The following is a 26,377-nucleotide window of genomic DNA, read 5'->3' as shown; positions in this document are numbered from 1 at the left end:
ACTTCGCGCGGAAGTGCGAACGGGCGCCTTGGTCAGGCCTTCTCGTGGGCGATCTGGATGAGGTTTCCGCAGGTGTCGTCGAGGACGGCTGTGGTGACAGGGCCCATGTCGGTGGGCTGCTGGGTGAAGCGCACGCCCTGGGCGGTGAGGCGGTCGTACTCGGCCTGGACGTCCTCGACCGCGAACGAGGTGAAGGGGATCCCGTCGGCCACCAGCGCCTGCTTGAAGGGCTTGGCCGCCGGGTGCTGGTCGGGTTCGAGCACGAGTTCGGTGCCGTGGGGCTCCTCGGGCGAGACGAGTGTGATCCAGCGGAACTCGCCCATCGGGATGTCGTGCTTGACCTCGAAACCGAGCATCTCGGTGTAGAACCGCAGCGCCTTGTCCTGGTCATCGACCATCATGCTGTGCAGGTTGATCCTCATGCTCCCGGCCCTTCCTCAGCCACCGCTCGACGATCGGTTCGAGCGGCGCGGTGTCGATGTGGTGGAACTTGTACCGGCCGTCACGGCTCGCCCTGACCAGCCCCGCCGCTTCCAGGGCGTCGAGGTGCTGCGAGATCGCCTGCCGTGACGAGGCGAGCCCGTGCTTGGTGGCCAATCGTGCGCAGATCTCGAACAGTGTCTGCCCGTTCTGCTCGGTCAGCTCGTCGAGGATCGCGCGCCGCGTGCCATCGGCCAGCGCCTTGAACACGGCGTCATCCACACCACGAACGATAGGCAAGCAACGACTTGCATGTCAACTCGACCCGGTGCCGCGACCTGGGCAGGTGCCGTGGGGGACACGATTTCAGTGGAAGTCGGAACACGGATTTCCACTGATATCGGAGTTCGGACCCCCACTGAAATCCGGAACCTCACCCGGACTACCTGGATGGGGGACCCTGGCTCGGTGCCGGGCTGGGAGAGGGTTCAGCGAGGGGGAAGGCTTCGGCGGGGTCTTGGAGGACGTCCTGGGAGCGGGCGAAGAAAGTGGAGTGATCGGTGAAGTCGACGCGGAGCCAGGGGTCTCGGGGGAGGTTCCGGCCCATGGGGGTGCCTTGAATCGCGGCGATGCGGCTTGTCGGGACTTCGAAACAGGACACGGGGTGGTTCGGTGAGGGCAGGTTCTCCGCAGCCTTCTGCACGACTGACTTGGCTCGGCCGAGCAGGCCCGATGCCGCTTCTTCTGCTTTGGTCACCTGGTTGCTCCTGACCACGACCGCGACGCGTTGGTCGGTGAAGGCCAGGAACGCTTCACCGGGGACGTTCGCGATGTGGTCGGTGAAGCGGACCGCGTCGCGGTCCGAGTGGTCGGCGAAGGCCCACCAGTGGACCGAGAGTTCGTCGGCCCACTCGTCACCGTGGAACGCGCCATCGATGATCTGCCTGCTCGGCAGTGGCCAGTTCGGTTCTTCGACCAGCGACTTCCGCACCTCTGAGAGCGGTTTGTGCGGGACGGTGGGCTTCTGGCCGATCACCGAGGCGGGGTAGGCCTGGGCGGGGGTCTCCAGCCAGAGCAGCGTTTCTCCGTCGCTGACCCAGTCGTCGGTCAGCAGCTTCCGCCACTTCTTCTGGAGCAGTTCCTGCTCGGTCCTGGGGAGGTCAGCCACGGATTCCTCGTTGGTGGTTGACGGTGTCTGCCATGAACTGGGCGTCACGGGGTGTCCGTGCGTGGAGCACGAAACCGGAGCCGTCGGTGAACTCCAAACCGCAGTGGCGGTGCGGCTTTCGCTTCGGTCCGACGGTCTGGCACTGCGCGACGTTCTGGAGTGGGAACTCCAACCACGGGGCGATTCGCCAGGCGGGGATGTGCTCGCCCGGCTCGTTCCGGCCGAATTCCTCCGGCTTGTGCAGGAGTTCGCGCCAACCGGGTTGTGGTTTCGATTTCGGGACGGCGTCGTCCACGTGGGTGACGAGGATCAGGAGCCTCGCCGGGGTCAAGACCCACAGCTGCCACAAAGCGGCGTATCCGGTCGGTCGTTCGCGTTGGAACAGCTCGACGGCTGCGCACTCCATCTTCGGGCCCACGATGGTCAAGTCCGCCAGGGTGATCCGTTCCCCATCGGATCCCGAATGGTCATCCCCATCCCCGAACGCGAGCGTGAGCGCGGTGACGGCGACGGCCCCGGCCACGTTCCCAGCCGCTTTTCCGAGCCTGTCGCTGAGCTTCCTCTTGGGGATGGGGTTACCGCGTTCGTCGCATCCGGGGACGTGGTACTTGAAGTTGTGCTGCCAGGTCGCCCACACGATCGGCTCGTCCGGACGGACCCACTGCCGTGCGGTCAACGTGGCGCTGAGCATCTCGGACACGGTCATGCCATCACCCCCTACATCTCGAAGCCGCGGTTCTCAGCAGCCTGACGCTCCTCGGAACTGGAGGGTTCCGCAGCCTTGTCGTAACCGTATTTCACGCCCTGCTCGATGCCCTGCTCAGTGGCCGTTTGCAGACCTTCGCCGAGAACGGCGTCCGTCACCCGCGTCTGACCGCCGAGCCCGACGGTGCCCAGGCCCGCCTGGACCGCGTTGGTGGCGAGGGCTTGTTCCCCTCGCGCGCTTTGCGACAGGTCACCGCTCCAGCTGCGCCTGACATCAGGCGCGGTGGCGTCGGTCACCTCCTGCCGGGCGAACCGGTTTCCAGTAGTCGAAGCCATGTCGTTGGCTTCGGCGCGGGCGAGCCGTTCGCGGGCATCGGCCAGGCTCTCGACGGCGTTGGGCCGTCCTTCGGTCACTGCGCGTTCGGCGTCTCGCACCGCGTCCTGAGCCCTGCCCAGGCTTGCGTGATCTCCACGAGTGAGCGTCTTGGCCAGTGGGTTGGCGTCGATCTGGCGGGAGACCCAGCGCTGGGCGACGTTGCCGCCGCGGAGGTCGTTCATCTTCTCCACGACCTGGCGGAGCGGGCCGCGTCGGAGTTGGACGAGGAGTTCTTCCAGCTTGGTGACCAGGGGCTTCAACTTGTGGAGGAGTTCGGCGACCTTGGTGCCGAGGCGGGTGCCGGTGATGGCGACCTGACCGGCCGTCATGCCGGTTGCCGCGCCGACGGAGGCTCCGGCGGTGATCCAGGAGGCCGCGAGGGCGGCGATCCACTCGATGATCAGGCCGAGGACCAGTTCCTGGATGATGTCGATGACCATCTCGACGAAGGCGTCGAAGAGGTCCGCGGCGAGTTCCAGCATCTGCTTCAGGCCGAGGACATCGGTCGCGAAAGCCCGGGAGCCGTCGGTGAACTCGGTCATCTGCTTGCGGAACGCGTCGCCGGCCTGGCCCTCCCAGGCCGGGCGGGTCGCCTCTGCGCGCTGCTGCTCCTGCTCGCCGAGCTTCTCCAGCCACTCGGCGACCTGCTCCCAGCCCTTGGCGGTGGCGCGCATCTGCTCGGGGTCGCCGATGGCCGGTTCCAGCACGAACTCGACCAGCGGGCTGATCACCAGCGAGATCAGGAAACCCAGACCGTTGTCCACGAAGGACTGACCGGGGCTGGTGACCAGCTGGAGCTGTTCCATCCGGGCGTTGACCGTCGCGATCGCGATGTCCGGCGGGTTCTCGGCCTTGGCGAGGTCCTGCGCGGCCGAGGCGGTGGACATGCCGTACGCGGCGGTCTGGTCCATGAAGCCGCGGCGCGCTCCACCGGCTCCGTTGACCCCGCCGATCGTGCCGGGGCCGGAACCGGCGCCGCCCAGGCCGGCGATGTCGATGCCGCCGAGGTTGTCGGCTTCCTTCTGATCGGTCTCGGCGTAGTCCTTCGCGCAGTCCGCCACGGCCTGCGCGATGTGCTGCATGAACCCGCCGGCCTTCGTGGCCAGGTCCCGGCACTCCTCCAGCGAGTCGAAGTAGGCGAAGGCCATCAGCTCGCCGAGAGGACCGAAGCAGTCATCGCTGACGCGAGCCTGCTCCAGCACTTGGGCCAGCTGGTCGAGGTGCTGAGACACGCCGTCGGAACCTCGGCTGTGGGCGGACAACGCCTCCGGGGCGACCTTCATCGTCATCGCGTCACCTCAGGAACGAGCCGTCGGAGTGGTCGTCCTCGTCGTCCGCGCGCTGCGTCGAGCCCTCCGGCGGCGCGGTGGGCGGTGCGGGGGAGTGGGCGTTGAAGGCGCTCTTGAACTGCTCGGCGCGATCGCCCAGCACCGGTTGCACGGTCTCGTCCATCTGCCGGGCGGCGTCCTGAGTGCCCTCGCGGATCGCGGTCATGATGCTCTGCTGCAGGGAGGTGTGCGGCTGGCGCGTGGCGCTCGCGGTCAGCTGCAGGTCCAGCACCGCGCCCGACGGGGCGACGGTCACCGTGACGCTGCCGTCGGCGCTGCGGCCCTGCCCCTTGATCTCCTGCACGCGCTCGCGGAGCCGACCGGCTTGCGCGGCCTGCTCCTCGAACTTCCGCATCATCTCCTGGATGCGCTGCGATGGCTGTGCCACGAACAGTCCCCTCGTCGTTCGACCTACCGCGCGGTGGATGCTAGCCAGCGCAACGATCTTCGTGGGGTGATTCCGGGTGATCTGCGCTGCACCTCGGGGTCGGGCGAAACCTACTTCGGAGTAGGTTGCCGTTAGGCTGGCTCGGTGCGAGGGACGGTGTGTGATGGTCGGTGAGTCGCGGCCCGCGGGGTTCTGGGGTCGTGCGGGGGAGCGAGCGCGGCAGGTCAACCAGAGCCGGAGGGTGGTCGGAACGCTGCGCGGGGTCCGGCGGATGCTGCCCGGGTCCGGCGAGCTCGCGTTCTCCGATCCGGGGAAGCCCTCCGACCGCGTGGCGCGGCTGATGATGCAGGTCGCGGGCGATCGGCCGAGCGCGGTGCGCGAGCTCGGCCTGGTGACCGTGCAGGCGTGGCAGGCGCTGACCAGCCGGGGTGCCGCCGACGGGGCCGTGACGATCATGTTCACCGATCTCGTGGGCTTCTCCACCTGGGCGCTGCGCGCCGGTGACGACCAGGTCCTGCGGTTGCTGCGGGAGTTCTTCGGCGTCAGCCACGAGGTCGTCGGCGGGTACGGCGGTGTGGTCGTCAAATCGCTCGGCGACGGGGTGATGGTCGCCTTCTCCGACGTCGACAAGGCGATCGAGGCCGCCGCTGCGCTGGGGTCGGCGGTCAGCGCGCTCAAGCACGACGGTTACCGCCCGTCGCTGCGGGTGGGCTTGCACCGCGGTTGGCCGCGCAAGGTCGGCAAGGACTACATCGGGGTGGACGTCAACATCGCCGCGCGCGTGGCCGACGCCGCCAACGGCGGGGAAGTGCTGGTCACCGAGCAGGTCCTGGAGGCCGCCGATCGCGAGCGGTACGTGGCGCGCAGCCGTCGCTTCCGGGCGAAGGGGACACCGAAGGGCCTGGCCGTGTACGCGGTGGTTCCCCGTCACGAGCGGTGACGGAACGGGTGTACCGTCGCAACTGGACAGCATGCTGTCCAGTTCGTCGTCGAGCCCGGATGGGATTTCCTTGCGCACCGTCCTGACCGCCATGCCCGCCTACTCGCACCTCGTCCCGCTGCTGCTGCCGGTCGGTCGCCGGCTGCGCGACGCCGGGCACGACGTCCTCGTCGCCACCAGCGAAGCCATGGCGGACACCATCGAGCAGGCCGGTCTCCGGCCCGTCGTCCTGCCCGACCTGATCACCATGCGCGACCTCGCCGCGGACCCGGAGCGCTTCGGCGCGAAGGGGCTCACCGACGTCGCCGAGCGGCGCGGCACCGAGACCATCGGTGTCACCCCGGAGGTCTTCGGCGGCAACTTCGTCGGCGTGCTCGGACGCCACTTCGGCGAGAAGCTCCTGGAGCACGTGGAGCGCCCGGACCTGATCGTCCGCGAGGCGACCGAGTTCGGCGGTTACTACGCGGCCGAGAAGTGGGGCATCCCCAACGCCGTGATCGACATCAGCCCGATGGCGCCGTTCGGCGACGTCCTCGACGAGATCAACGCCGGTCGTGCGCACTTCGGGCTCGCCCCGGTCGACGACCCGTGGCAGCCGATGAGCTTCTTCCGGGCGGGAGTCGTGCCCGAGACCTTCTACCCGGACGGCGCGCGGCTGGAATCCGCGCGCCACTACCGGATTCCCGACGGCGACGCCCAGCGGCTCGACCCGGCCGTCGCCGATCTCCCGGACCGCCCGCTGGTGCTGGCCGGCCTCGGGTCCAACGCGCCGATGATGCTCGGCGAACGTCCCCTGCTGCTCGACACGATCATCGAAACGCTCGGCAAGCTCCCGGTCACGGGCGTGGTCGCGCTCGGCGCCAACCGCGATCCGGGGGAGTGGACCGGGGTGCGCGCGGAGAACGTGCACCTGACCTCGTTCGTCCAGCAGCAGACGCTGCTGCCCGCCTGCGACGCGTTCATCACCCACTGCGGTTTCAACAGCACCCGCGAATCGCTCTACGCCGGGGTGCCGATGGTGGGGCTGCCGATGTTCGCCGAGCAGCCCGGAAACGCCGCCCGCATCACCGAGATCGGCGCGGGGCTGGCGTTCAACATCGAGGACGTGACCGTGCCGCTGCTGCACGAGGCGGTGTCGCGGGTGCTGGAGGAACCGTCGTTCCGCAGCGCCGTCCGCGGAGTGCAGCGCCGAGTCCTGGCGCTGCCCCCGCTCTGCCAGCTCGCAGCGGACCTGGAGGAGCTGGTCTAGAGGCCGGCCAGTTCGTCGTCGGTGAGCGCGACGTCGAGCGAGCGGAGGGTTTGCGCCCGGTCGTCGACCGGTGTCATCTCCTGCGAGCCGTCGGGTCGTTCGACGACGAAGGTGTCGCCGATGAGCTTGCGGCTGATTCCCTCGTCGAGCCGCATCACCACGAGCCTGCCGGTGAACGGCGAGTCCGGGTGCGTGGCGGTGTAGTGGTTGTAGACCTCGTAGTCGATGAGCCGTTGCGGCTGGTCGTCGAAGGCGTGCAGCGGTTCCCAGCCCTCCGAGGTCTCCTTCTCCAGCGTCCACAGTCGACCGTCGCGGGACAGCCGGTGGTTCCAGCCGGCCTGGTCGACCACCGCGCCGTCGGCCAGCCGCATCGGGCGCAGCACGCCCGCGCCGAAACCGACGTCGGCCAGGTGCTCGTCGCCGTCGACGGTGACGACGAGGTTCATGTGGGTTCGCGGGCCGTTGCGATGCGGCTGGACCCGTGCGGCCCGGCGGGACACCTCGTAGCCGAGGCGTTCCAGCGCGGCGGCGAACAGCAGGGAGTGCTCGAAGCAGTAGCCGCCGCGCTGCCTGCGCACCAGCTTCGCCGTGATCGATTCCAGGTCGAGTCGCGGTGTGCGCCCGAGCGCCGGATCGACGTTCTCGAAGGGGATCGTGCGCACGTGCGCCTCGTGCAGCGCGGTGAGGGCCTCGGCGGACGGCGGTGCGGCGGGCTGCCCGGTGCGGGCGAGGTACGCATCGAGGTCGAGCGACTCGACGTCCCAGGGGTCGGTCATGGTCACAGCCTCACACCTCCAGCGCGGTGGAGGTCAACGGTCTCCCCCGAGGTTCCGGGAGAGCCGGGTCAGCAGCTCGCTGAGGCCGTCGATCTCCTCGGGTGACAGGCCCGCGACCAGCTGCTCGTTGGCCTTCCGCGACGCCTGCTGGAGGCGGCGGTGGGCGGCGCGACCGGCGCCGGTGAGATGCAGGCGCACCGCGCGGCGGTCGCCCTCGGCCTCGCCGCGCTCCAGCCATCCGGTCTCGACCAGGCGATCCACCTGGCGGGCCAGCGTCTGGCCGCTGACGTGCAGCGATCTGGCCAGGTCCCGCTGGATCACCGGCCCGTGCACGGTGAGCGCTTCCAGGATCGTCCACGTCGTGAAGCTCGCCCCGGCCTCGCCGAGCCGTTGCTCGAAGTTCGCTCGCGCTTGCCGAGCGATCATGTTGAACCGGTATCCGAGGCTGCCCAGACCGGTGCCGATGGCGTCCACCATGGCGCCAGTTGTACCCCAGGCCACCCCTTCTGCACCATGGAACGCAGAGTGCAATAATGCACTCCGTGGCTGATGGTGCAACTCCTGCTCTGAAGCGTCGGGTCCGCACGGCTCACCGGCTGACCGCCGCGGCGCGTCGCCGCACCGCCGAGGACGGGCTGTCCGGTTTCACCGTGGACGAGGTCTGCGACGAGGCGGGCATCTCCAGGCGCACCTTCTTCAACTACTTCGCGTCCAAGGAGGACGCCGTACTGGGGTTCACAACGCTGTGGGACCAGCACGAGATCGAGGAACGGTTCACCTCGGGCGGCGACCCGGACGAACCGGGGGTCTCGGCGAGCCTGCTCGACGACTACGCCGCGCTCCTGGTCGACCGCTGGACCGAGGTCGGACTCACGCCCGAGCACGTCGCAGACCTGGTCGCGGCCATGGATCGCGAACCCCGGCTGCTGTCGCGGGTGTTCGAGCACGTCCAGACGCGCGAACGCGCCGACGTCGCACTGGTGCGAGCCAGGGAAGGGCTCCCGGAAGGAGACCTCCGGGCCTCCGCCGCCGTCCAGGTGGTCTGCGCGCTCGCCGGCGCCTGCATGGGGCAGTTCCTCGACCCGGCCAACTCCGAGTCGCTGAACACGCTCATGCAACGCCGCTTGGTGGCCGCTCGCGAGGTTTTCGCCGCCACGCCCACCGGAGGGACCCGATGACCGAAACCGAACCCACGTTACTGCTCACCAAGCGGCGGATCTGGATCATCTTCAGCGCGCTGATCGCGGGAATGCTGCTGGCCAGCCTCGACCAGACCATCGTGTCCACCGCGATGCCCACCATCGTCGGCGACCTCGGCGGCGTCGCGCACCAGGCGTGGATCACCACCGCCTACCTGCTGGCCACCACCATCGTCATGCCGATCTACGGCAAGTTCGGCGACGTGCTCGGCAGGCGCACGCTGTTCCTGGTCGCCATCGCGCTGTTCACGCTCGCCTCGGTCGGCTGCGCCGTGGCCGGGGACTTCTGGACCTTCGTGATCTTCCGCGCCGCGCAGGGCCTCGGCGGCGGTGGCCTGATGATCCTCTCGCAGGCGATCATCGCCGACATCGTGCCCGCCAGCGAGCGCGGCAAGTACCTCGGACCGCTCGGCGGCATCTTCGGTCTCGCCGCGGTCGGCGGCCCGCTGCTCGGCGGGTTCTTCGTCGACCACCTGTCCTGGCACTGGGCGTTCTACATCAACATCCCGATCGGCATCGCCGCGTTCGCCATCACCTACTTCGCACTGACCCTGCCCAGCAAGAAGGCCACCAAGCCGCTGGACATCCCCGGCGTGGTGCTGCTGGCGCTGGCCACCACCAGCCTGATCTTCTTCACCGACTTCGGCGGCGACTCCGCGCACGGCTGGAGCGCGCCCGAAACCTGGCTGTGGGCGGCGGGCCTGGTCATCGCCGCGGCGCTGTTCGTGCTGGTCGAGTCCCGGGCGAGCGACCCGGTCATCCCGCTGTCGCTGTTCCGCAACCCCATCTTCGTCAACGCCACCAGCATCGGGCTGGTGCTCGGGCTGGGCATGTTCGCCGCGCTGGGCTTCCTGCCCACCTTCCTGCAGATGTCCACCGGGACCTCGGCGGCGGTGTCGGGCATGGCGATGCTGCCGATGATGGCCGGTCTGATGCTGACCTCCATCACCTCCGGTGCGCTGATCACCAAGACCGGTCGCTACAAGGTGTTCCCGATCCTGGGCACGCTCATCACCGCGGGCGGGATGCTCGCCATGACCACGCTGTCGGCCGACACGCCGGTGTGGCTGCTGTGCGTGTTCCTGTTCGTCTTCGGCGCCGGTCTCGGGCTGATCATGCAGGTCGTGGTGCTGGTGGTGCAGAACTCCGTCGACCCGGCGCTGATCGGCACCGCGACCAGCACCAACAACTACTTCCGCGAGGTCGGCGGCGCGCTGGGCGTCGCGGTGTTCGGCACGATCTTCTCCACCCGGCTGGCCGAGAACCTCACCGAGATCTTCGCGGGCGCCGGTGCGTCCGCGCAGCAGGCCGAGCAGTCCGCGGTGTCGCTGTCGCCGAACGTGCTGCAGCAGCTGCCCGAACCCGTGCGGGACGCGATCGTCGCCGCCTACGCCGACGCGCTGGCGCCGGTGTTCTGGTACCTGGTGCCGTTCATGGCCATCGCGTTCCTGCTCTCGCTGCTGCTCAAGCAGATCCCGCTGTCGGAGGTGGCCGGGCTGGTCGCCCGCGGCGAGGCCATCGGCGGCCACGAAGCCGAAGAGCTCGAAGCGCAGCAGCGCGTCACCACCAAGACCCACTGATCGCGGGAGGACTCGCATGGCGGAGATGGATCTGCGCGTCCGGTTGCTGGGCAAGGCGCTGAGCCTGGCTCCCAGCGTCACCGGCATGACCGACGAGCAGCTGATCGCGCGGCAGCGGAAGACCTTGCCGCGCAACAAGGTCATCGACTTCCTGCTGGGCTCTCGCGCTCCCGGCATCGTCACCAGCGACCTCACCGCCGCCGGGGCCGACGGCCGCATCGGGGTCCGGGTGTACCGGCCGATGCGGGCCACCGGGCCGCTGCCGCTGATCGTCAACATCCACGGCGGCGGCTGGGTCAGCGGGAACCTCGACATGGCGGACTGGCTGTGCGGCCGGGTCGCCAAGGAGGTCGGGGCGGTCGTGGTGTCGGTGGACTACCGGCTCGCGCCCACCCACCGTTTCCCGATGGCCGTCGAGGACTGCTACGCCGCGCTCGTCGACGTCGCCGGGCGCGCGGCCGAACTCGGCGCCGACCCGCAGCGGATCGCGATCATGGGCGACAGCGCGGGCGGCAACCTCGCCGCCGTGATGTGCCTGCTCGCGCGGGACCGCTCCGGTCCGGAGGTCGCCTTCCAGGGACTGATCTACCCGGCCACCGACATGACGCTGGGCAGCCGGTCGCTGGAGGACAACGCCGAGGCACCGGTGATCACCACCCGCGAGGCGCGGAAGATGCGCGACACCTACCTCGACGGGCAGGACCCGGCGAACCCGCTGGTCTCACCGCTGAAGGCGGCGACGCACGAGGGGCTGCCGCCGGCGCTGATCCAGGTCGCCGAGCACGACCCGATCCGCGACGACGGCCTCCGCTACGGAGAGGCGCTGCGAGCCGCCGGTGTCCCGGTCCGCACCACCACCTACGTCGGCATGCCGCACGGCTACATGTCCTTCCCGAACATCTGCCGCAGCGCGCCCCAGGCCCTCGCCGAACTCTGCGAGGAACTCTCCACAGCACTCGTGCGACCCCGCGTGACCGACTAGGAACTGCTCACGGGCGCGGCGAAGCCGTCCTGCTTCAGGTGCGGGACTCAACCGGCACCGCCGCGGGTTCTGAGCGGCTTCGTGGCGAGTACGCCGGGACGCCGTGTATCGGCATACATCAGGAGCGGCGCACGGAGTTCACGGAGCCGCTCAGGTTCCGCCACTGGCACCGCCGAGCAAGAAGACCACCGCCGAACACAAGAAGAAGGGTCGGGGCGTGGCCGCGCGGGAGGTTGCGGACACGCCCCGATTCTTCACCGGTGAGGCTTCGGCTGAATCCTCACCAGCCCACGGCCACCACGAGCCACCGCGGGCCTTCGTGGGAGACGTAGGAGGCCTGCTCGGCCACGTCGTCGTAGGGGAACCCGTAGGACTTCCCGTCGATGTTGTGGTCGTGCCAGAACTTGGCGTAGTAGTTCGCCGGTCCGGTCGGGTAGAACTTCGACGGGTCGTGCTGCTGGTCCTCCGGCAGGTCGGCGACGTGGCGGTTGAGCGCGGCGCACTCGTTGGCGTCGCCGCCGAGGGTTCCGGCGCAGCCGAAGATGTTCTTCGTCGTCTCGTTCACGCCCACCGAGTTCGCGTAGTCGGTGAAGTAGTTCGCCTGCGCGCCGCCGTCCTGGAACTCCGGCGAGCTGCCGGGCGCGATGATCCGGTTCGGGTCGTCGGCCAGGTGCTTGAACTCCACCGGGACCTCGTCGCGGAACTTCTGGAAGGTCGCCTCGCGGCTCTCCTGGAACGTCTCGTAGTCCTCGCCGAACGCCGCGTCGAAGCCGTCCTCGGCGTGCAGCCGCATGGCCAGCTTCAGGCCGAAGGCGTCGACGCGGGTGGTGTTGCCGTTGAACACGTTGTCGCCCACGGTGAACTCGATGAATCGGTCAGCGGGCTGTCCGGTGCTCCGAGGTGGAACTCCATGCGGCCCGCCGAGTTCGCGGGCATGTCCAGGTAGGGCTGCTCGGCGATCGAGTGCGTCTCGCCGTTGAACGTCCAGTACACCTGGTCGTCGGGGTACTGCCCGGTGGTCTGGTTGATGACCTTGACCATGAGTTCGTTCTGCGCCGGGGGAATGCTCGCGACATCGCCCCAGAACTCCTCGGGCGGCGGGGTTCCCGCGGGTGCGACGTTCGCGGTGCGCGGCTCGGCGGGTCGTGCTGCCTGGGCCGGGAGCGAGGCGGCGACGGTGGCCGAGGCCAGCGCGCTCGCGGTCAGCAGGCCCAGAGCACCACGGCGCCAGCGCCGCTTCGTTGCGGATGCGGTCATGTTTTTCACTCTCCGAACTAGGAGGAATGAAGATATGAGAGCGCTCTCGAGTTTCAGGCTTTCTCGATCCCGAGCGGAAGTCAACTTTCCGTTTCCGAACTGTCCGCTTCTCGCCAGCGACGACGCCGGAGTTCGCACTTCCCGGGCGTTCTGCGACTTTTCGGCGCGGGGCGGGTGGAGTGCCGGATTTCGCTGACCGCCCCCGGCCGCTCTGGGTACCGTTCAGCATCAGTTCGCCGCACCGAGGGGGAAGGGCCATGGCCAGAGGCGATCGCCGTCCGACCCTGGAGACCGTCGCCGCCCGCGCCGGAGTCTCCCGCGCGACCGTGTCGCGGGTGATCAACGACCAGCCCGTCGCGCCGTCCAGCAGACGCGCTGTGGAATGCGCGATCGCCGAGGTCGGCTACGTGCCCAACCAGGCCGCGCGCAGCCTCGTCACCCACCGGACCGGTCTGATCGCGCTGGTGCTGCCCGAATCCTCCACGCGCGTGTTCTCCGACGACCAGTTCTTCCCCCGGCTCATCCAGGGCGTCAGCCAGGAGCTGGACGACGAGGACGAGCAGCTGGTGCTGATGCTGGCCGGGTCGGAGGCGAGCCGCGACCGGATCGAGCGCTCGGCGGTGGCCGGGCGGGTCGACGGTGTCATGCTCGCCTCGCTGCACGGCGCGGACGCGCTGTCGGCGGTGCTGGCGAAGTCCGGGATCCCGGTGGTCAGCAACGAACGCGTCCTCGGGCCGGTCGAGGTGCCCAGCGTCGGCGTGGACAACCGGGGTGGTGCGAGGACGGCCGTCGAGCACCTGATCGCCTCCGGGCGCAGGCGCATCGCGACCATCACCGGACCGCCGGACATGATCGCCGGGAGGGACCGCCTCGACGGGTACCTGGACGCCCTCGGCGACTCGCAGGAGCCGGTCGTGGCGGCGGGGGACTTCACCCGCGCGTCCGGCGAGGCGGCGATGAAGCGGCTGCTGGACGAGGAACCCGGGATCGACGCCGTGTTCGCCGCCTCCGACCTGATGGCCGAGGGAGCGCTGCACGTGTTGCGCCAGAGCCGTTTTCGCGTCCCGGGTGACGTGGCGCTGGTCGGTTTCGACGACATCACCAGGGCTCGTTACACCGAACCGCCGCTGACCACCGTCAGCCAGCCCATCGACGGCATCGGCCGCCAGCTCGCGGCTCAGCTGCTGCGCCTGATCGCCGGCGAGGCCGTCGAACCGGCGATCACCCTGACCGCGGAACTCGTCGTCCGCGAGTCCTCCTGAGCGTCGTCCCCGCCCCGGGCCCCGACGCGAGAAGTCCGGGCGAGGCCGTGGTGGCCCCGCCCGGACTCCGATCGCCGGTGATCAGATCACGGGAAGTTCGCCAGGTTCGACGGCGTGGTCTCCGGCGGGGTCACATCACCCGTGTCGTTGATGACGTGGGTGATCGATCCCTTCTCGTTGAGCGAGACCGTCGCCATGCTGTGGAACTTCACGCCCGGCACCGCCGGGACCTCGAAGGCGTGGTGGTTCTTCACCTCGGGGTTGGTGTTGAAGAAGCAGTAGCTCCCCAAGCCCCAGGCCTCGTGGTTGGTGACCTGGTCACCCACCTTGTAGGCGGCCCAGCCCTCCAGGCCGTTGTCGTTCATGTACGAGGCCTGGTCCGGGACGTCGTAGGGCATCTCGTTCTGGAAGAAGATCGTCTTGCCGTTGTTGCCGTTCCAGATGACCTGGTACTTGTTGTAGTGCTCGACGAACAGGCCGGTGGCCGTCACGTCGTCACCGTTGACCAGCACACCCGTGTCGCCGGGGTTGACGTCCCAGCCGAACGAGCCCTCGTTGCCGTGGTCGGCGCGCCAGGCCCAGATGTGGTCCATGACCGCGTTCTTGCTGTTGACGATCAGGCTGTTGGTCGCCTTGCCCGCAACGGTGCCGCCCAGCCGGAAGAACACGTCCTGCATGATCGTCGGGTTCTGCGAGTGGTCCGCCGAAGCGCCCTCCTCGCCGACGGTCAGCAGGCTCGGCGAGTTCTGGGTGCCCGCGTCGAACAGCACGCCCTTGATGCGCACGCCGTCGACGTCGGCGACCTCCATCGCCGTCTTGCCGGTGTCGGGCATGAGCGTCGGGTAACCGATGCCCAGCACGATGGTGTCCGGGTTGGTGATCTTGATCGTGTCGTCCAGGTGGTACACGCCCGGGGTGAAGAACAGGTTGCAGCCCGAGGCCACGGCGGCGTTGATGTCCGCGGCGGTGTCGGTCGGCTTGGCCACGTAGAACTGGCTCATCGGCACCGACTTGCCGGGGGTGTCACCGTTGGCCCAGCTCGGACCGGTGGCATTGGTGCGCACGTCCGGGCGGAACACCTGGAACTTGCCCGCGTCGTCGACGTACAGGTACGGCACGTCGGCCGACACCGGCGTCGACTCCAGCGTGGTGTGCGGCGGCGTCGGGAACGCGGTGGGCGGTGCGCCCTGCACGCCGGAGAACGTCATGTTCCAGACGCCGCCGTCCCAGGCGCCCAGCTGCGAGTCGCGGGTGTACCACTGCTGCTGCGACGAGGACTCCGTGGTGCCCGAGACCTTGGTGTCGGCGAGGTAGCCACCGCTGGCCCAGCCGTAGCTCGCCGGGTACAGATCCAGGTCGCCCTGGATGTCCATGCGGCGCATCGGCGCGGCCTGCGACACGCCCCAGCGGTTGGCGCCGTTGGGCTTGACGGTCATGTTCTCCGCCGAGCGCCAGAAGTTCTGGGTCGCGTTGCCCTCGTCGGACTCGTTGAACGCGTCGACCGTGATGTTGCCGTTGATGGTGACGTCGCCGGGGTTCTTGCCCAGGCCCGCCACCGAGGTGTAGTAGCCGACGTTGTCGTTGACGGCGTACTCACCCGGCTTGAACAGGTGCGCTACCCGGTCCTCGGACATCTGGTCGGCCAGCGTGTCCTTGAGGTTGTTGAAGTCGTCGTCGAGCTGCTGCTGGATGCTCTCCGGCGACATCGACGGGTCGAAGATCCGCACGTTCGGACCGAAGTCCGGCGTGTCGGTGCCCGCGCACGCCTGAGGTCCGGGTGCCGGAGCTGCGGGCTTCGCGGGTTGAGCGTGGTTCGCGCCGGGCATCGCCGCCGCACTGGGCGCGACGGCGGTGACGGCGGCGACAGCGGCCATTCCCGCGAAGAACGGGAACCGGCGTCGCCCACGCCGTTGTGAGACGGGAGTCATGTTTCAAGCACCTCCGGAAAAGGACAATGCGACGAACGCACTGCATGAGAGCGCTCTCAGATCGGGACCCTAGACCGATCAAGAGCATTTCCGGAAGGTGGTCGTCGTGAAACCGCCAGCGCGGCAGTGGATTCCCGTTTTACCAGCTGAGGTGTCCGCCGTGGGTAGAGCGACCATCGCGGCGCCGCATTCACGGATTCGGTTGCGTTTCCCCTTTCTCGATTTCCGCCCGGAGAGCGGAAAGAAGCGGGGGCACGTATTCCAGCCTACTGCGGTTCAATTCTCGGATCACGATTTTCTCAATCCCGGACCCGCGCACCGGTCGTCAGGTCGAGCGCGCGGAACGCGAAGTGCAGGTCGTAGCTCAGCGAGGGGGAGTTCAGCAGCGACCGCTCCAGCAGCTGCTCGGCGCTGACCAGTCGCTTGCGGACCGCCGCGCCCGAGATGCCCAGCGACTCGGCGGCGAGGCTCGTCCTGGCGTCGGCGAGCAGCCAGGCCTGGACGGTCTCGACCAGCCGCGGCGAGTCCCGCAGCGGCGCGATCAGCACCTCGGCCCAGCGGCGAACCTCCTCGCCGCGCAGCAGCTCGTCGATGTCGCGCGGCGACCGCGGTGCCTCGGGACCGCCGTGCAGCCGCAGCGCGAGGTCCAGCTGTGCCTGGTCGGGGAGCCGGTGCAGGTCGCGGCCCAGCAGCGAACCGATCTTGTGCAGCCGGCCGCTGAGGGTGTTGCGGTGGATCTTGAGGTGCCGGGTGGCCTGCTGGTGGAAGGCCAGCCACGACATCAGGGTGCTGCGCAGGTCGTCGCGCGACGGGTCCTGGGGACGGGCGGGTTCGAACTCCTCCAGCGGTGCCAGCACCCGCCGCGCCCAGTCCTGCCCGCGGCCGGCGAGCTCGGCGGCGAGGTCGTGGCTGCGGCGGAAGGTCGCGAAGCGCTCCGTGTTGCCGCGCGCGTGCGCCAGCGCGTGGAACGCCTGCTGGTAGCCGGTCGGGAAGTCCCGCAGCGGGAGGACGGCGCTGATGCCCGCGCTGATCCGGCCGATGTCGGCGTTGGCCTTCGCCACCAGCTCGCGCAGGCAGGCCTGCTCCTCCTCGTGGCTCGTGGGCGCGACCGCGGGGATGAGATGTCCGCTGTACACCGGGCACTTGATCATCCAGGCCCGGCCATCGGTGATGCGGATCAGCTCGTCGGCGATCGCGTCGCGCTCGCCCTTGTCGATGGCGCCGACTTCGACGACCCACACCCGCATCGGGTCCGGCAGCGCGTCGCCGAGCGCCTCAGCCGTGCGGTGCGCGGTGGCCAGCCCGCCGTCCATCAGCAGGTGCAGCACGGCCTCGCGGACCTGGTCGTTGGCCGCCTCGACCAGCATCGACCGCTCGTGCGCGTGCTGGGCCTTCCAGGTCAGCGCCAGCACGCGGAGGGAATCGGTGCGCCTCGGTTCGGAGGTGAAGCGGTCGATCGCCGATCCGGCCAGCGCCAGCGTCGGTGCGTCGGGTTCGCCGCTGATGGCGAATGCCGCGACCTGGTCGTGCCCGTCGCGCTCGACGACGGACCGGTGCTCGCCCAGCCGCACGCGGCGCGCGGTGTCGACGACCGCGGCGGGCGGGGTGCGGTCGGGTGCGCTCGCGATGGGCTTGCCCGCCGCGTCGAACAGCGCCGCGGATCCGCAGACCTCGTCGGCGAAGCGGGCGAGCAACCGGCGCAACCCACCGGGCTCGGCGGCCTCGCGCTGCATGTCGCGAAGCCGGCCCAGGCAATCCCGATCGTCGTCGCCGGACAAGGCGCCCCCTCTTTCGTGAGATCGAGGGAGCGATCCTACGGGGCAGGGGGCTCCTGGTGCAGCAATCCGATCCTGATTTCCGGCGCTGACTGTGCGAGAACGAACTGGAGGTCAGATGATCAACGGCCATACCGTGGAGGCGTCGCCGCAGTGCCGGGCGAACGGCGCGCGGATCTCGCGCACGGGAGTCGGCCCGACGCCCGCCGTCGGCGACCGGTTGACGCCGCGCCACGTCACCCTGGGGGTCGGTGTTCGCGAGCAGCAAACACCACGCTGAGGCGAGGGGGAGAGGGAAGCCTCCTCGTCTCAGCGCTACCCCCGACCCGATCGCCCCCGAACGAGACCGGTCCCGACACGACTCGCGTGTCGGGACCGGTCTCGTTTCAGGGCGTGCGAAAGCGGCTGGGGTCAGAGCGCTTTGAGGACCCGCTGGGCGAGCGGCGCGGACGAGGCCGGGTTCTGTCCCGTGTAGAGGTTGCGGTCGACCACGACGTTGGGGGACCAGGGCGTGCCCTCGTCGAAGGTGACGCCGAGTTCGGCGAGGCGGTCCTGCAGCAGCCACGGGGCCTTGTCCGCCAGCCCGGCCTGGATCTCCTCGGAGTTGGTGAAGGCCGTGACCGAGTAACCCCGGAACGGCGACTCGCCGCCCTGGGTGGTGGCCAGCAGCGCGGCCGGGGCGTGGCACACGATCGCCAGGGGCTTGCCGGAGTCGAGGGTCTCGGTGAGGACGCGAGCGGAGTCGGCGTTGACCGCGAGGTCCTCCATCGGCCCGTGCCCGCCCGGGTAGAACACCGAGTCGTAGTCGGCCGGGTTCACCTTCGCCAGGTCGATCGGGTTCTTCAGCTCGGTGGCGTCGTCCAGGACCGCGGCGACGCGGTCGGCTGCTTCCTGCCCGCCGTTGGCGTCGGCGCTCAGGCTGCCTCGGTCGACCGGGGGCACCACCGCGCCCGGGGAGGCGACCACGACCTCGTGGCCCGCGCCGGTGAACGCCTCGTACGGTGCCGCGAACTCCTCGGCCCAGAACCCCGTGGGGTGCTTCGTGCCGTCGTTGAGCGTCCAGTGGTCCGCGCCGGTGAGCACGAACAGGATCTTCGCCATGGGGTTTCGCTCTCAAACTAGAGGTGTGCGGTTCCACCTCCGACCGTATGCGCGGGTCCGCCACCGGTGCCAATCGATGAAGCGATGCCCGGTCAAGGCGGGTTGTCGCCGAGGGTGAACGCGAATCCGCGCCCGGTGGGAAGCACGGTGAGCCGGTCTGCTCACCCGGAACGGACGTGCGGCCGAGCAACTGCGCGAAGAATTGCTCGTCGACGACGGTGATCTCGTCGACGTACCCCCGGCGCACCGGAGGTGCAGTGCACCCGGATCTTCTAGAAGTAGGTCGCGAGTTTCAGCTCGGTCCCCGAAACGGTCCTTAGCCAAGCCGTCGACTCTGAACCCCAGCCGCGAGGTTCCGCGAGGCCGTATGGCGGGTTGTGGTGCGAATCATGCGGCTTGTCCAGCTGGAATTCGCAATCCCCGATAACGGATCAGTCGGCGCGTCGGCGCGTCGGCATGAGCCGTTGGTGCCAACGTTCCGAAAGCCAGAATGCACGCCACAAACGCCAAGGCGTGTTTCATTGATCGTGTCATCGTCAACCCTTCCCCAGGGTCGAGCCTTTCCAGGCGGAGATACTTCTATCAATCCCTGGGGACGAGCGCACCGCAAACGGACGAAATATTTCCGCGTGACACGTCACCCGGTTCTACCGTTTCGGCGGTTGTGCGAAGTGCCGAGCTCATGCATGCCGTCGGTGACCAGGAGGTCGGCTCGGGTGCTGGTGGGGGTGATGAGGCGGGCGTTGCGCATGTCGCTGCGGTGGACCCAGTCCTCGGCCTCGGCGCGGGTCTTGCCGTGGTGGACGTGGCGCTCGACCAGGCGGGAGACGATCTCGTCGTCGGACTGGTGCAGGAACCAGGACTCGTCGAGCAGAGACCGCACTTCGGACCAGGGGGCCTGGTCGAGCAGCAGGTAGTTGCCCTCGGTGATGACCAGCGGGACGTCGGGGTCGACCGGGATGGCGCCCGCGTAGGACTCCTCGACCTCGCGGTGGAACCGCGGCGCGTACACCGTCTCGGTGCCCTCGCGGATCCGGCGCAGCAGCGCGACGTAACCCGCCGCGTCGAAGGTGTCCGGGGCGCCCTTGCGGTCCCGCCGGCCGAGGCGGCGCAACTCCGCCTCGGCCAGGTGGAAACCGTCCATGGGCACCACCACGGCCGCCGAACCCAGTTCGCCGAGCAGCTTCTCGGCCAGCGTGCCCTTCCCGGAACCGGGACCGCCTGCGATGCCCAGGACGTGGCGCGAGCCGGTCGAGGCCAGTGCGCGGGCGCGGTCGAGCAGACCGGGCAGACCGTCGTGGTGCCCGGGGATCACGCCCGCTCCCCCTTGCGCAGCGAGCTCTCGATGTCCTCCAGCGTGCGGTTCTTGGTCTCCGGCAGGTTCCGCCACAGGTAGACCAGACCGAGGACGCCGAGCAACCCGTAGATCCAGAACAGGCCGGTCGGGGTCAGCGCGTTGATCAGCGTCAGCACCGAGATGGAGATCAGGAAGTCGAGGCCCCAGTGCGTCACCGTGCCGACACCGGCGGCCTTGCCGCGCACCGCGGTCGGGAACACCTCGCTGTTGATCAGCCAGATCGCCAGGCCCAGGCTCGCCGCGAACGCCGCCTCGTAGAGCATCAACCCGCCGGTGAGCAGCAGTCCCAGCCCGTGCACGCTGGGCAGCAGGTACAGGGCGCCCAGCCCGAACAGCACCAGGATGACCACGCTCGTGCCGCCCAGCAGCAGCGGGCGGCGGCCCACCTTGTCGATGAACAGCAACGCGATCATCGTGAAGATCATGTTGGCGGCCCCGATGCCGACCGAGGACAGGATCGCGGCGGAATCGCCGAGCCCGGCCTGCTTGAGGATCGTCGGTGCGTAGTAGATGACTGCGTTGACGCCGACCAGCTGGTTGGTGGCGGCCACCGCGAAGCCGAGCAGCACGGCGGGACGCAGCTTCGGGCTCAGCAGGTCCCGGTAGCTGAACTTGCTCTCCTCGCGCATCGCCTCGGACATCTCCGCCAGCGAGGCGTCGGCGTCGGCCGCGGAGTGCGTGCGCAGCAGCGCCTTGCGGGCGTCCTCGGTCCGGCCGCGCGAGAGCAGCCAGCGCGGGCTCTCGGCCAGCGTGAACAGGCCGACGAGCATGACCAGCGACGGCACCACGGCCAGCCCGACCATCCAGCGCCAAGCGCCGCTCTCGGCGAAGGCGTAGCCGACGAGGTAGGAGGCGAAGATGCCGATGGTGATCATCAGCTGGTTCATCGACACCAGTCGGCCGCGCAGCGTCGGCGGGGCGATCTCGGCGATGTAGGTCGGCACGACCAGCGACGAACCGCCGATGGCCAGGCCCAGCAGGATCCGCGCCAGGACCAGGATCGAGGTGTCCGGGGCCAGCGCCGACAGCAGCGCCCCCGCGGAGAACACGGCCGACAGGACGATCAGGGTGACCTTGCGGCCGATGCGGTCGACCACCGGTCCGGCGCCGAGCGAGCCGGCGATCGCGCCGAGCAGCAGGGAGGCGACCACGAACTGCTGCATGCCGTCGGACAGCGAGAACTCCGGGGCGATGTAGAGCAGCGCCGCCGAGATCACGCCGGTGTCGTAGCCGAAGAGCAGACCGCCGAGCGCGGCGATGGTCGACGCGCCGAGCACGGCCCCGCGCCGGGCGCGAGGGGGCGCGGACGTCTCCGGGGCCCTTGATGTGGTCATGGGTGCTCTCGTCCTCCCCGGACCCGCGGCGGTGCGGGTCGATGTGCGCGCCTCGGCGCGGCCTCCGCTTTGAGTGCTCGGCACTGTAGATCCAAGTTAAGCGCTTGCGCAAGCGTTTGCCGGGTATGCTTCCCATCACCCGATCGAGCCCGAAGGAGCGCTTGTCGATGGCGACCATGGCCGACGTAGCGCGCGTCGCGGGAGTGTCCACCGCGACGGTCTCGCACGTCATCAACGGCACCCGCACGGTGCGCGAGGAGACCCGGCAGGTCGTTCAGGCCGCCATCGCCGAGACGGGGTACAGCCCGAACACCCTCGCGCGCTCGCTGGCCACCGGCGGATCGCGGTCCATCGCCGTGGTGATGTCGGCGATCTCCAACCCCTACTTCGGCCAGGTGCTGCAGGGCATCGAGTCAGAGGCGGTGCGGCAGGGCTACACGCTGCTGCTGGCCGACCCGCGCGACGACCCCGACCACGAGCTCACCGTGGCGCGCAGCATGCACGAGAGACGGGTGGACGGGGTGATCCTGGCGCCTTCGGCCGAACCGGCGCGGGCGCTGGAATACCTGGACGCGCAACGGGTTCCGGTGGTGCTGACCGACCGGCTCAGCGACGACCGCTACGACCAGGTCGGGCCGGACAACGCCGAGCCCACCGCGATGCTGGTCGACCACCTCGCCGAGCTGGGGCACACCCGGATCGCGATGGTCTCCGGGCTCGGCGGGCTGACCACGACCGAGGAGCGGCTGCGCGGCTACCGGGACGGCTTGGCGCGCAACGGGATCGGCTTCGACGAGCAGCTGCTGGTCGAGGGCGCCTCGGAGAGCGAACGCGCGACGCGGGTCACCGCCGGGCTGCTGGCGCGGCCGGACGCGCCGACGGCGGTCATCGCGGCCAACAACAGCATGACCATCGGTGCCATGCGGGCGATCAGCGAGGCCGGCCTGCGCGTGCCCGACGATGTGGCGCTGGTGGGATTCGACGATTTCCCGTGGGCGGATTGGTTCTCGCCCCGGTTGACCGTGATCGCTCAACCGAGTGCGGAGATCGGCACCACTGCCGCCCGTCTGTTGTTGCGCCGAATAGCCGATCCCGATTCCTCGCCGCGAACACATAGATTGGAGTCGAGTCTCATCCACAGGAATTCGTGCGGCTGTCCTTGAATCGTTTCGGGAACCGCGAAATCCAAATCGGTGGGACGTTCGCCGTCGCATTGTCACATCGCAATGGGATGCGGGGGCGTTCCCGCCCGCGGTGGGAGCGCTCTCGGGATTTGGCGCGAAAAGGATCCCGGGAACGGGGTTCCATGGTCGTTTTGAGGTTCCGCAGCGCGTGGTGCAGCCGGGATTTCACCGTTCCCGGCGGAATGCCCAGCGAGCTCGCGGCCCTGGTCGCGGTGTGGTCGGCGAAGTAGACCTCGTAGAGCACCGAGCGGTGCGCGGGGACCAGCTTGTTGACCATGGTGGCCACCACGACCCGGTTGACCACGGCGTCGGCGTGGTCGACGTCGTAGTCGGCGGAGCCGCTGCCTGCGGATTCGTCGACCTCGGTGGGACGCGCGCGGCGGGCGCGGATGCGGTCGATGGCGATGTTGTGCGCCACCCTGGTCAGCCAGCCCCAGACCGAGCCGCGCTCGGGCGTCAGGGTCTCCGCGTGCTGCCAGGCTCGGAGCATCGTCTCCTGAACGACGTCCTCGGCGTGGTGCGGATCGGAGAGGATTCTGTTCACGTACGACAGCAATCTCACGTAGTAGTCGTCGTAGAGCGACTTCAGCGTCGTATCGGTGTTCCGAATCGTGTGCTCACCACCTCCGTTCGTGGAGGAGGCGTGGGCCCGTTCGAATGCGATCGCGGATCGCGGATCTCCGACTAGCGTCATGTGGCTTCTTCATTCGGTTGTCTGCCCCGTCGGTGAATCGTTCACAAAATCCCGGAAAGATCGGGAGAGGAGCGACCGGAAACGGGATCTCCGGATGGCAGCGATGAGCTTGCCCTTTAGCTCGAACGGAGGTAATCCGGGAGCTCACGTAGTTTTTCTACGTGGTGCTCGCGTGGTGCTCAGATGAGCACAGCGGTGGTCGATTTGCCGTGTTCCGTCCCCATGTGCCGAACCAACCAGTCGGTCGGAAAGATAAAGCTCCTGTGAACGAACGATGACGGAGCTGTGATCGGTGGCACGGCGTGAGCTCTTCGGCGCGCGGGGTCGCGTTGAGCGCCGTGCGCGATCGGCCTAACACGTGATCATCGCGCCGAAACCGTGACGCTGCGGCACCGATTCAGGTGTCACGCGGATCTGGAGTCGCTGCGCATCTCCTCGCCACCGTGCCGCGTCGCCTCCACCGCGATCTCCACGCGCGATCGCGCGCCGAGCTTGGCCAGGATGTGCGAGACGTGGACCTCCACCGTGCGTCGGGAGGAGAACAGCGCCGCCGCGATGTCGGGGTTGGGCAGCCCGTCAGCCACCAGGTGGGCGATCTGCCGCTCCGTCGGCGTCAGCGACTCCCAGCCGTTGGTGGCGCGATGCCGCCGTCCCCGCGCGTGCCGCACGCCGTGCGGCCGCATCCGCGCATCTGCGCGCCGCAGGTCCCAGGTCGCGCCGAGCTTCTGGTAGACCTGCACGGCCCGCCCGTAGGCGGTGCGCGCCTGCGCGGACTCGCCGCGCTCGGCCAGCACCACCGCCATGTCCTCGAGCGCCCGCGCGTACCTGGGCGGTTGGCTGGTCTTGCTGTAGAGCTCGATCGCGGCCCGCAGCGCCGTCGGATCGCGCTCCAGCAGGCCGCGGCAGTGCTGCGAGGCGGCGACGATGTTGGGCACCGCGCCGACCGCGGCGTCCTCGGCGCACGCATCCGTGGCGCGGCCCGCGATCTCGGTCTCGCCGGTCCCGATCGCCAGCCGCACCAGGTCCGGCAACCACAGGTAGCGGGTGCCGAACCGCTTGCCCTCGGTCAGCGCCTCCGCCAGCAACCGCACGGCGCGCCGCGGATCCGACTCGGCCTCGGCGCGCATCGCGCCGGCCAGCAGCAGGAACTCCGCGGCCGAGCGGGTGGCCGGGTTCTCCTCGCAGTCGGCGGCCTGCAGGCTGCGCAGCAGCGTCGGCCTGTCGTCGCGGTGACCCGCCAGCAGCCCCGAAAGGCCGTGCAACCAGCGGCGTCCCGCCTCGTCGAGCCGGTCGGCGAGCTCGGTGGCCGCGTCCAGCTCGGCGGTCGCGTCCTCCCACCGGCCGATCGTGTAGTAGTGGTTGGCCGCCGACAGGCGCACCGCGGCCAGCCGCGCCGGAGTCGCGGAACGCTCGGCGATGGCCAGCATCTCGTGCAACGCGCCCTCGGCCTCCGCCGCCTGACCCAGGCCGAACAGCAGCATCATCCGATTGCCGAGCACCGTCAGCCGCAGATCGGTGTTCTCCGGTGCGTCGCCCAGGGCGGCGCCCGCCTGCTCGTAGCAGATCACCGCCTCGGCCAGGTCGCACCGCCGCGCCAACGCGGCTCCGCGCACGTGCAGGGCGAGGCCGAGCGCGAAACCGTCGCGGGCGGGCCGGGCTTCGGCGAGCGCGCGCTCCACCGCCGCGTCCGCGGCCTCGAAGTGCCCGCGCGAGAGCATGACCTGCCCGAGCACCGCGTGCATCCGCGCCACCCACGGCCGGTCGAAACCCGGTGTCCGCAGGGCCGTCTCGACCACCTCGGTGGCCAGGTCGTCGAGTCCCAGCGCGGCCAGCGACCACGCCAGGTACCAGCTGAGCTCCGCCGCGCACGACGGGTCGTGTGTGTCGGCCAGCGCGCGTTCGCTGAGCTCGCGCGCCTGCTCCGGGCGGCCCAGCTGCACCATCGCCAGAACCCGTGCGGTGCGCAGTGGTTCACGCCGCGGGTCGTGCGTGGACAGCAGCGGGATCGCGCTGCCGAGCAGCGCTTCGGCGCAGTCCGGCGCGCGGTGGGCCAGCATCCGGCTGTTGCCGACCAGCCAGTCCAGGCCCCAGTCGTCGATCTCGGCGTCGTCGACGGAGATCGAGGCCAGCAGCTGCTCACCGGTGCGCTCCACCGGCGCGCCGGAGGACGCCAGCGCGCGGGCGGCCTGGTGATGCAGCGCCAGCCGCAGGGCGGTCGGCGTGGTCTCGTGCAGCGCCTGGCGGATCAGCCCGTGCTGGAAGGTCAACCGCGACCCCGACTCCACCAGCAGACCGGCGGTCAGGGCCTCCTCCACGCAGCCCACCAAGGCCACCACCGGGCGCTCGGAGACGGTGCGCAGATCGGTCACCGAGAACGTGGGGCCCAGCAACGCGGCCATCCGCAGCAGCCCGATGGTGTCGCTGCCGACGAAACCCAGCCGGGCGGCGATGGCCTCGGCCAGCGAGCGCGGCAGCGCGCCGTCGGTCATGTCCGGGGTGAGCTCCGCGCGCGCCCCGTCGGCGTCGAGGTGGTTCTCGCGCGCGAGCGCCAGCACCATTTCCCGCACGTAGCGGGGGTTTCCGGCCGCGCGGCCCAGCGTCTCCAGCAGCGCGGGCCCGACCTCGGCGGCACCGGTCAGGTGCGCGGCCAGGTCCGCCTTGGCCGCCTCGTCCAGCGGTGGGACCGAGATCCGCACCGCCGCGCGGCCCTCGCCGCGCACCGCGCCGAGCTCGGTGCGGCTGCCGGACGGGCGGATCGCCGCCACCAGCAGCAACGGCAGGTGCTCGGCGAGGCGGCTCAACCGGTGCCACACCAGCAGGCTGGACTCGTCCGCCCACTGCACGTCGTCCACGGCCAGCACCAGGGAGTCCGCCGCGCACAGCTTCTCCACCAGCGAGATGAGCTGCTCGGCGATGGCCGGGACCGGGTCGTCGCTGGCCAGGCGCAGGCGCTCGTGGATCCCGAGGATCTCCGGGTCGTCGGACTTGGGGTGCACCGCGAGGCAGTCCAGCAGCACGCGCAGCGGGAAGCGCTGGGAGAGCTGGTCGGCCGCGGCGTGGTGCACCGCGCAGCCGAGGCGCTCGGCCTCGGCGAGCAGGGCGCGCAGCAGCGCCGTCTTGCCGATGCCCGGTTCACCTTCGAGCCAGAGCACGTTGCCGCGCCCGGCCACCACCTCACCGGCGAGCCCGCGCAGCTGCGCCAGCTCCGAGTCGCGGCCGAAGAGCTCCGCTGCTCCACCCGACGTCATCAACGCGGCCCTGCCTGGTCCCGGACCGGTGCCGACCGGTCACCGGAGTCGCGCGCGTTCGAAATTTTCGGTTGGGTCATTCGCGGTTCGCGACCGAGGTGCGCCGCCGCGGCGGGCTTGATCGAG

25 protein-coding genes are annotated in these 26,377 nt (G+C 69.6%); 8 read left to right on the top strand and 17 right to left on the bottom strand.

The genetic code is table 11. The features are described from left to right. Positions 1 to 32 precede the first annotated feature (32 nt). From E1202_RS22280 to E1202_RS22255, 6 genes are all read right to left on the bottom strand, one after another. Positions 33 to 422, bottom strand: a complete 390-nt coding sequence (locus tag E1202_RS22280) for a VOC family protein (protein ID WP_132685087.1) — start codon at positions 420 to 422, stop codon at positions 33 to 35. Continuing rightward, positions 388 to 702 carry an ArsR/SmtB family transcription factor gene (locus tag E1202_RS22275; protein ID WP_132685086.1) on the bottom strand — a complete coding sequence of 105 codons (315 nt, stop codon included), beginning with the start codon at positions 700 to 702 and terminating at the stop codon, positions 388 to 390. Before E1202_RS22275 ends, E1202_RS22280 begins: the two co-directional genes overlap by 35 nt. A 160-nt stretch (positions 703 to 862) precedes the next feature. Continuing rightward, positions 863 to 1,588, bottom strand: coding sequence for a hypothetical protein (locus E1202_RS22270; RefSeq protein ID WP_132685085.1), 726 nt, complete (start codon positions 1,586 to 1,588; stop codon positions 863 to 865). Then, positions 1,581 to 2,294, bottom strand: coding sequence for a hypothetical protein (locus E1202_RS22265; protein WP_132685084.1), 714 nt, complete (start codon positions 2,292 to 2,294; stop codon positions 1,581 to 1,583). Before E1202_RS22265 ends, E1202_RS22270 begins: the two co-directional genes overlap by 8 nt. A gap of 11 nt (positions 2,295 to 2,305) precedes the next feature. Next, positions 2,306 to 3,958: a WXG100 family type VII secretion target gene (locus E1202_RS22260; RefSeq protein WP_132685083.1), complete on the bottom strand. Its 1,653-nt coding sequence runs from the start codon at positions 3,956 to 3,958 to the stop codon at positions 2,306 to 2,308. A gap of 4 nt (positions 3,959 to 3,962) precedes the next feature. Next, positions 3,963 to 4,385, bottom strand: coding sequence for a YbaB/EbfC family nucleoid-associated protein (locus tag E1202_RS22255; RefSeq protein WP_235878855.1), 423 nt, complete (start codon positions 4,383 to 4,385; stop codon positions 3,963 to 3,965). 163 nt (positions 4,386 to 4,548) lie between these two features. On the opposite strand from E1202_RS22255, the gene E1202_RS22250 reads away from it, so the two are divergent. Continuing rightward, entirely contained in the window at positions 4,549 to 5,325 is a 777-nt protein-coding gene (locus E1202_RS22250) for an adenylate/guanylate cyclase domain-containing protein (protein ID WP_207918867.1), read from the top strand. Between the two features lie 70 nt (positions 5,326 to 5,395). Continuing rightward, on the top strand, positions 5,396 to 6,574 hold the full coding sequence (locus E1202_RS22245; RefSeq protein WP_132685082.1) for a glycosyltransferase: 1,179 nt from the start codon (positions 5,396 to 5,398) through the stop codon (positions 6,572 to 6,574). On the opposite strand, the gene E1202_RS22240 is transcribed toward E1202_RS22245, so the two are convergent. Together E1202_RS22240 and E1202_RS22235 are read right to left on the bottom strand one after the other, a co-directional pair. Beyond that, positions 6,571 to 7,350, bottom strand: coding sequence for an arylamine N-acetyltransferase family protein (locus E1202_RS22240; RefSeq protein ID WP_132685081.1), 780 nt, complete (start codon positions 7,348 to 7,350; stop codon positions 6,571 to 6,573). The two genes, E1202_RS22245 and E1202_RS22240, sit on opposite strands and share 4 nt — an antisense overlap. Before the next feature lie 33 nt (positions 7,351 to 7,383). Then, positions 7,384 to 7,827 (bottom strand): MarR family winged helix-turn-helix transcriptional regulator, encoded by a 444-nt coding sequence (locus tag E1202_RS22235; RefSeq protein ID WP_132685080.1) that lies wholly within the window; start codon positions 7,825 to 7,827, stop codon positions 7,384 to 7,386. A gap of 65 nt (positions 7,828 to 7,892) precedes the next feature. On the opposite strand from E1202_RS22235, the gene E1202_RS22230 reads away from it, so the two are divergent. Genes E1202_RS22230 through E1202_RS22220 form a run of 3 tightly spaced genes read left to right on the top strand, consistent with a single transcriptional unit; the run spans position 7,893 to position 11,111 of the window. Next, entirely contained in the window at positions 7,893 to 8,528 is a 636-nt protein-coding gene (locus E1202_RS22230) for a TetR/AcrR family transcriptional regulator (RefSeq protein ID WP_235878853.1), read from the top strand. Then, complete coding sequence (locus tag E1202_RS22225; protein ID WP_132685078.1) at positions 8,525 to 10,129, top strand: MDR family MFS transporter; 1,605 nt, start codon at positions 8,525 to 8,527, stop codon at positions 10,127 to 10,129. Before E1202_RS22230 ends, E1202_RS22225 begins: the two co-directional genes overlap by 4 nt. Positions 10,130 to 10,145: 16 nt before the next feature. Next, a complete protein-coding gene (locus E1202_RS22220; protein WP_132685077.1) occupies positions 10,146 to 11,111 on the top strand; it encodes an alpha/beta hydrolase in 966 nt (321 codons plus the stop codon). Positions 11,112 to 11,391: 280 nt separating this feature from the next. On the opposite strand, the gene E1202_RS31900 is transcribed toward E1202_RS22220, so the two are convergent. Continuing rightward, complete coding sequence (locus E1202_RS31900) at positions 11,392 to 11,967, bottom strand: beta-1,3-glucanase family protein (protein WP_207918865.1); 576 nt, start codon at positions 11,965 to 11,967, stop codon at positions 11,392 to 11,394. Further along, complete coding sequence (locus tag E1202_RS31895) at positions 11,913 to 12,368, bottom strand: glycoside hydrolase 64/thaumatin family protein (RefSeq protein ID WP_207918864.1); 456 nt, start codon at positions 12,366 to 12,368, stop codon at positions 11,913 to 11,915. The genes E1202_RS31900 and E1202_RS31895 overlap by 55 nt, the downstream gene beginning before the upstream one ends. Positions 12,369 to 12,625: 257 nt before the next feature. Here E1202_RS31895 and E1202_RS22210 point away from each other — a divergent pair, with 257 nt between their 5' ends. Further along, the gene (locus E1202_RS22210) at positions 12,626 to 13,630 is read left to right on the top strand and encodes a LacI family DNA-binding transcriptional regulator (protein ID WP_132685076.1); all 1,005 of its coding nucleotides are present in this window, start codon (positions 12,626 to 12,628) and stop codon (positions 13,628 to 13,630) included. A gap of 86 nt (positions 13,631 to 13,716) precedes the next feature. Here E1202_RS22210 and E1202_RS22205 read toward each other — a convergent pair whose 3' ends face one another. Beyond that, entirely contained in the window at positions 13,717 to 15,558 is a 1,842-nt protein-coding gene (locus E1202_RS22205) for a hypothetical protein (protein ID WP_235878850.1), read from the bottom strand. A gap of 299 nt (positions 15,559 to 15,857) precedes the next feature. Then, complete coding sequence (locus E1202_RS22200) at positions 15,858 to 17,336, bottom strand: helix-turn-helix domain-containing protein (RefSeq protein ID WP_132685075.1); 1,479 nt, start codon at positions 17,334 to 17,336, stop codon at positions 15,858 to 15,860. 115 nt (positions 17,337 to 17,451) lie between these two features. Between E1202_RS22200 and E1202_RS31540 the strand changes: the two genes are divergently transcribed. Further along, the gene (locus tag E1202_RS31540) at positions 17,452 to 17,613 is read left to right on the top strand and encodes a hypothetical protein (protein WP_165943943.1); all 162 of its coding nucleotides are present in this window, start codon (positions 17,452 to 17,454) and stop codon (positions 17,611 to 17,613) included. A gap of 131 nt (positions 17,614 to 17,744) precedes the next feature. Here E1202_RS31540 and E1202_RS22195 read toward each other — a convergent pair whose 3' ends face one another. From E1202_RS22195 to E1202_RS22185, 3 genes are all read right to left on the bottom strand, one after another. Beyond that, complete coding sequence (locus tag E1202_RS22195) at positions 17,745 to 18,434, bottom strand: type 1 glutamine amidotransferase domain-containing protein (protein ID WP_132685074.1); 690 nt, start codon at positions 18,432 to 18,434, stop codon at positions 17,745 to 17,747. Positions 18,435 to 19,071: 637 nt separating this feature from the next. Continuing rightward, positions 19,072 to 19,749 carry a nucleoside/nucleotide kinase family protein gene (locus E1202_RS22190; protein ID WP_408007067.1) on the bottom strand — a complete coding sequence of 226 codons (678 nt, stop codon included), beginning with the start codon at positions 19,747 to 19,749 and terminating at the stop codon, positions 19,072 to 19,074. Next, positions 19,746 to 21,125 carry a sugar porter family MFS transporter gene (locus E1202_RS22185; RefSeq protein ID WP_132685073.1) on the bottom strand — a complete coding sequence of 460 codons (1,380 nt, stop codon included), beginning with the start codon at positions 21,123 to 21,125 and terminating at the stop codon, positions 19,746 to 19,748. The genes E1202_RS22190 and E1202_RS22185 overlap by 4 nt, the downstream gene beginning before the upstream one ends. 167 nt (positions 21,126 to 21,292) lie before the next feature. On the opposite strand from E1202_RS22185, the gene E1202_RS22180 reads away from it, so the two are divergent. Next, on the top strand, positions 21,293 to 22,288 hold the full coding sequence (locus tag E1202_RS22180; protein ID WP_132685072.1) for a LacI family DNA-binding transcriptional regulator: 996 nt from the start codon (positions 21,293 to 21,295) through the stop codon (positions 22,286 to 22,288). On the opposite strand, the gene E1202_RS22175 is transcribed toward E1202_RS22180, so the two are convergent. After that, positions 22,257 to 23,003: a sigma-70 family RNA polymerase sigma factor gene (locus E1202_RS22175; protein ID WP_132685071.1), complete on the bottom strand. Its 747-nt coding sequence runs from the start codon at positions 23,001 to 23,003 to the stop codon at positions 22,257 to 22,259. The genes E1202_RS22180 and E1202_RS22175 overlap by 32 nt on opposite strands. A gap of 404 nt (positions 23,004 to 23,407) precedes the next feature. Then, complete coding sequence (locus tag E1202_RS22170) at positions 23,408 to 26,251, bottom strand: helix-turn-helix transcriptional regulator (protein WP_132685070.1); 2,844 nt, start codon at positions 26,249 to 26,251, stop codon at positions 23,408 to 23,410. Positions 26,252 to 26,377: the final 126 nt, after the last annotated feature.

It is taken from the genome of Saccharopolyspora karakumensis (assembly GCF_004349225.1).
In the GTDB taxonomy this organism is placed as follows: domain Bacteria; phylum Actinomycetota; class Actinomycetes; order Mycobacteriales; family Pseudonocardiaceae; genus Saccharopolyspora; species Saccharopolyspora endophytica.
This window is presented reverse-complemented; position numbering and strand designations above follow the sequence as displayed.

What these genes read in the sequence shown, in the direction of transcription:
- E1202_RS22280 (WP_132685087.1), bottom strand. Translation starts at nt 422, where the DNA reads ATGAGGATCAACCTGCACAGCATGATGGTCGATGACCAGGACAAGGCG.
- E1202_RS22265 (WP_132685084.1), bottom strand. Translation starts at nt 2,294, where the DNA reads ATGACCGTGTCCGAGATGCTCAGCGCCACGTTGACCGCACGGCAGTGG.
- E1202_RS22260 (WP_132685083.1), bottom strand. Translation starts at nt 3,958, where the DNA reads ATGACGATGAAGGTCGCCCCGGAGGCGTTGTCCGCCCACAGCCGAGGT.
- E1202_RS22250 (WP_207918867.1), top strand. Translation starts at nt 4,549, where the DNA reads ATGGTCGGTGAGTCGCGGCCCGCGGGGTTCTGGGGTCGTGCGGGGGAG.
- E1202_RS22240 (WP_132685081.1), bottom strand. Translation starts at nt 7,350, where the DNA reads ATGACCGACCCCTGGGACGTCGAGTCGCTCGACCTCGATGCGTACCTC.
- E1202_RS22235 (WP_132685080.1), bottom strand. Translation starts at nt 7,827, where the DNA reads ATGGTGGACGCCATCGGCACCGGTCTGGGCAGCCTCGGATACCGGTTC.
- E1202_RS22225 (WP_132685078.1), top strand. Translation starts at nt 8,525, where the DNA reads ATGACCGAAACCGAACCCACGTTACTGCTCACCAAGCGGCGGATCTGG.
- E1202_RS22220 (WP_132685077.1), top strand. Translation starts at nt 10,146, where the DNA reads ATGGCGGAGATGGATCTGCGCGTCCGGTTGCTGGGCAAGGCGCTGAGC.
- E1202_RS31895 (WP_207918864.1), bottom strand. Translation starts at nt 12,368, where the DNA reads ATGACCGCATCCGCAACGAAGCGGCGCTGGCGCCGTGGTGCTCTGGGC.
- E1202_RS22210 (WP_132685076.1), top strand. Translation starts at nt 12,626, where the DNA reads ATGGCCAGAGGCGATCGCCGTCCGACCCTGGAGACCGTCGCCGCCCGC.
- E1202_RS22205 (WP_235878850.1), bottom strand. Translation starts at nt 15,558, where the DNA reads ATGACTCCCGTCTCACAACGGCGTGGGCGACGCCGGTTCCCGTTCTTC.
- E1202_RS31540 (WP_165943943.1), top strand. Translation starts at nt 17,452, where the DNA reads ATGATCAACGGCCATACCGTGGAGGCGTCGCCGCAGTGCCGGGCGAAC.
- E1202_RS22195 (WP_132685074.1), bottom strand. Translation starts at nt 18,434, where the DNA reads ATGGCGAAGATCCTGTTCGTGCTCACCGGCGCGGACCACTGGACGCTC.
- E1202_RS22185 (WP_132685073.1), bottom strand. Translation starts at nt 21,125, where the DNA reads ATGACCACATCAAGGGCCCCGGAGACGTCCGCGCCCCCTCGCGCCCGG.
- E1202_RS22180 (WP_132685072.1), top strand. Translation starts at nt 21,293, where the DNA reads ATGGCGACCATGGCCGACGTAGCGCGCGTCGCGGGAGTGTCCACCGCG.
- E1202_RS22175 (WP_132685071.1), bottom strand. Translation starts at nt 23,003, where the DNA reads ATGACGCTAGTCGGAGATCCGCGATCCGCGATCGCATTCGAACGGGCC.
- E1202_RS22170 (WP_132685070.1), bottom strand. Translation starts at nt 26,251, where the DNA reads ATGACGTCGGGTGGAGCAGCGGAGCTCTTCGGCCGCGACTCGGAGCTG.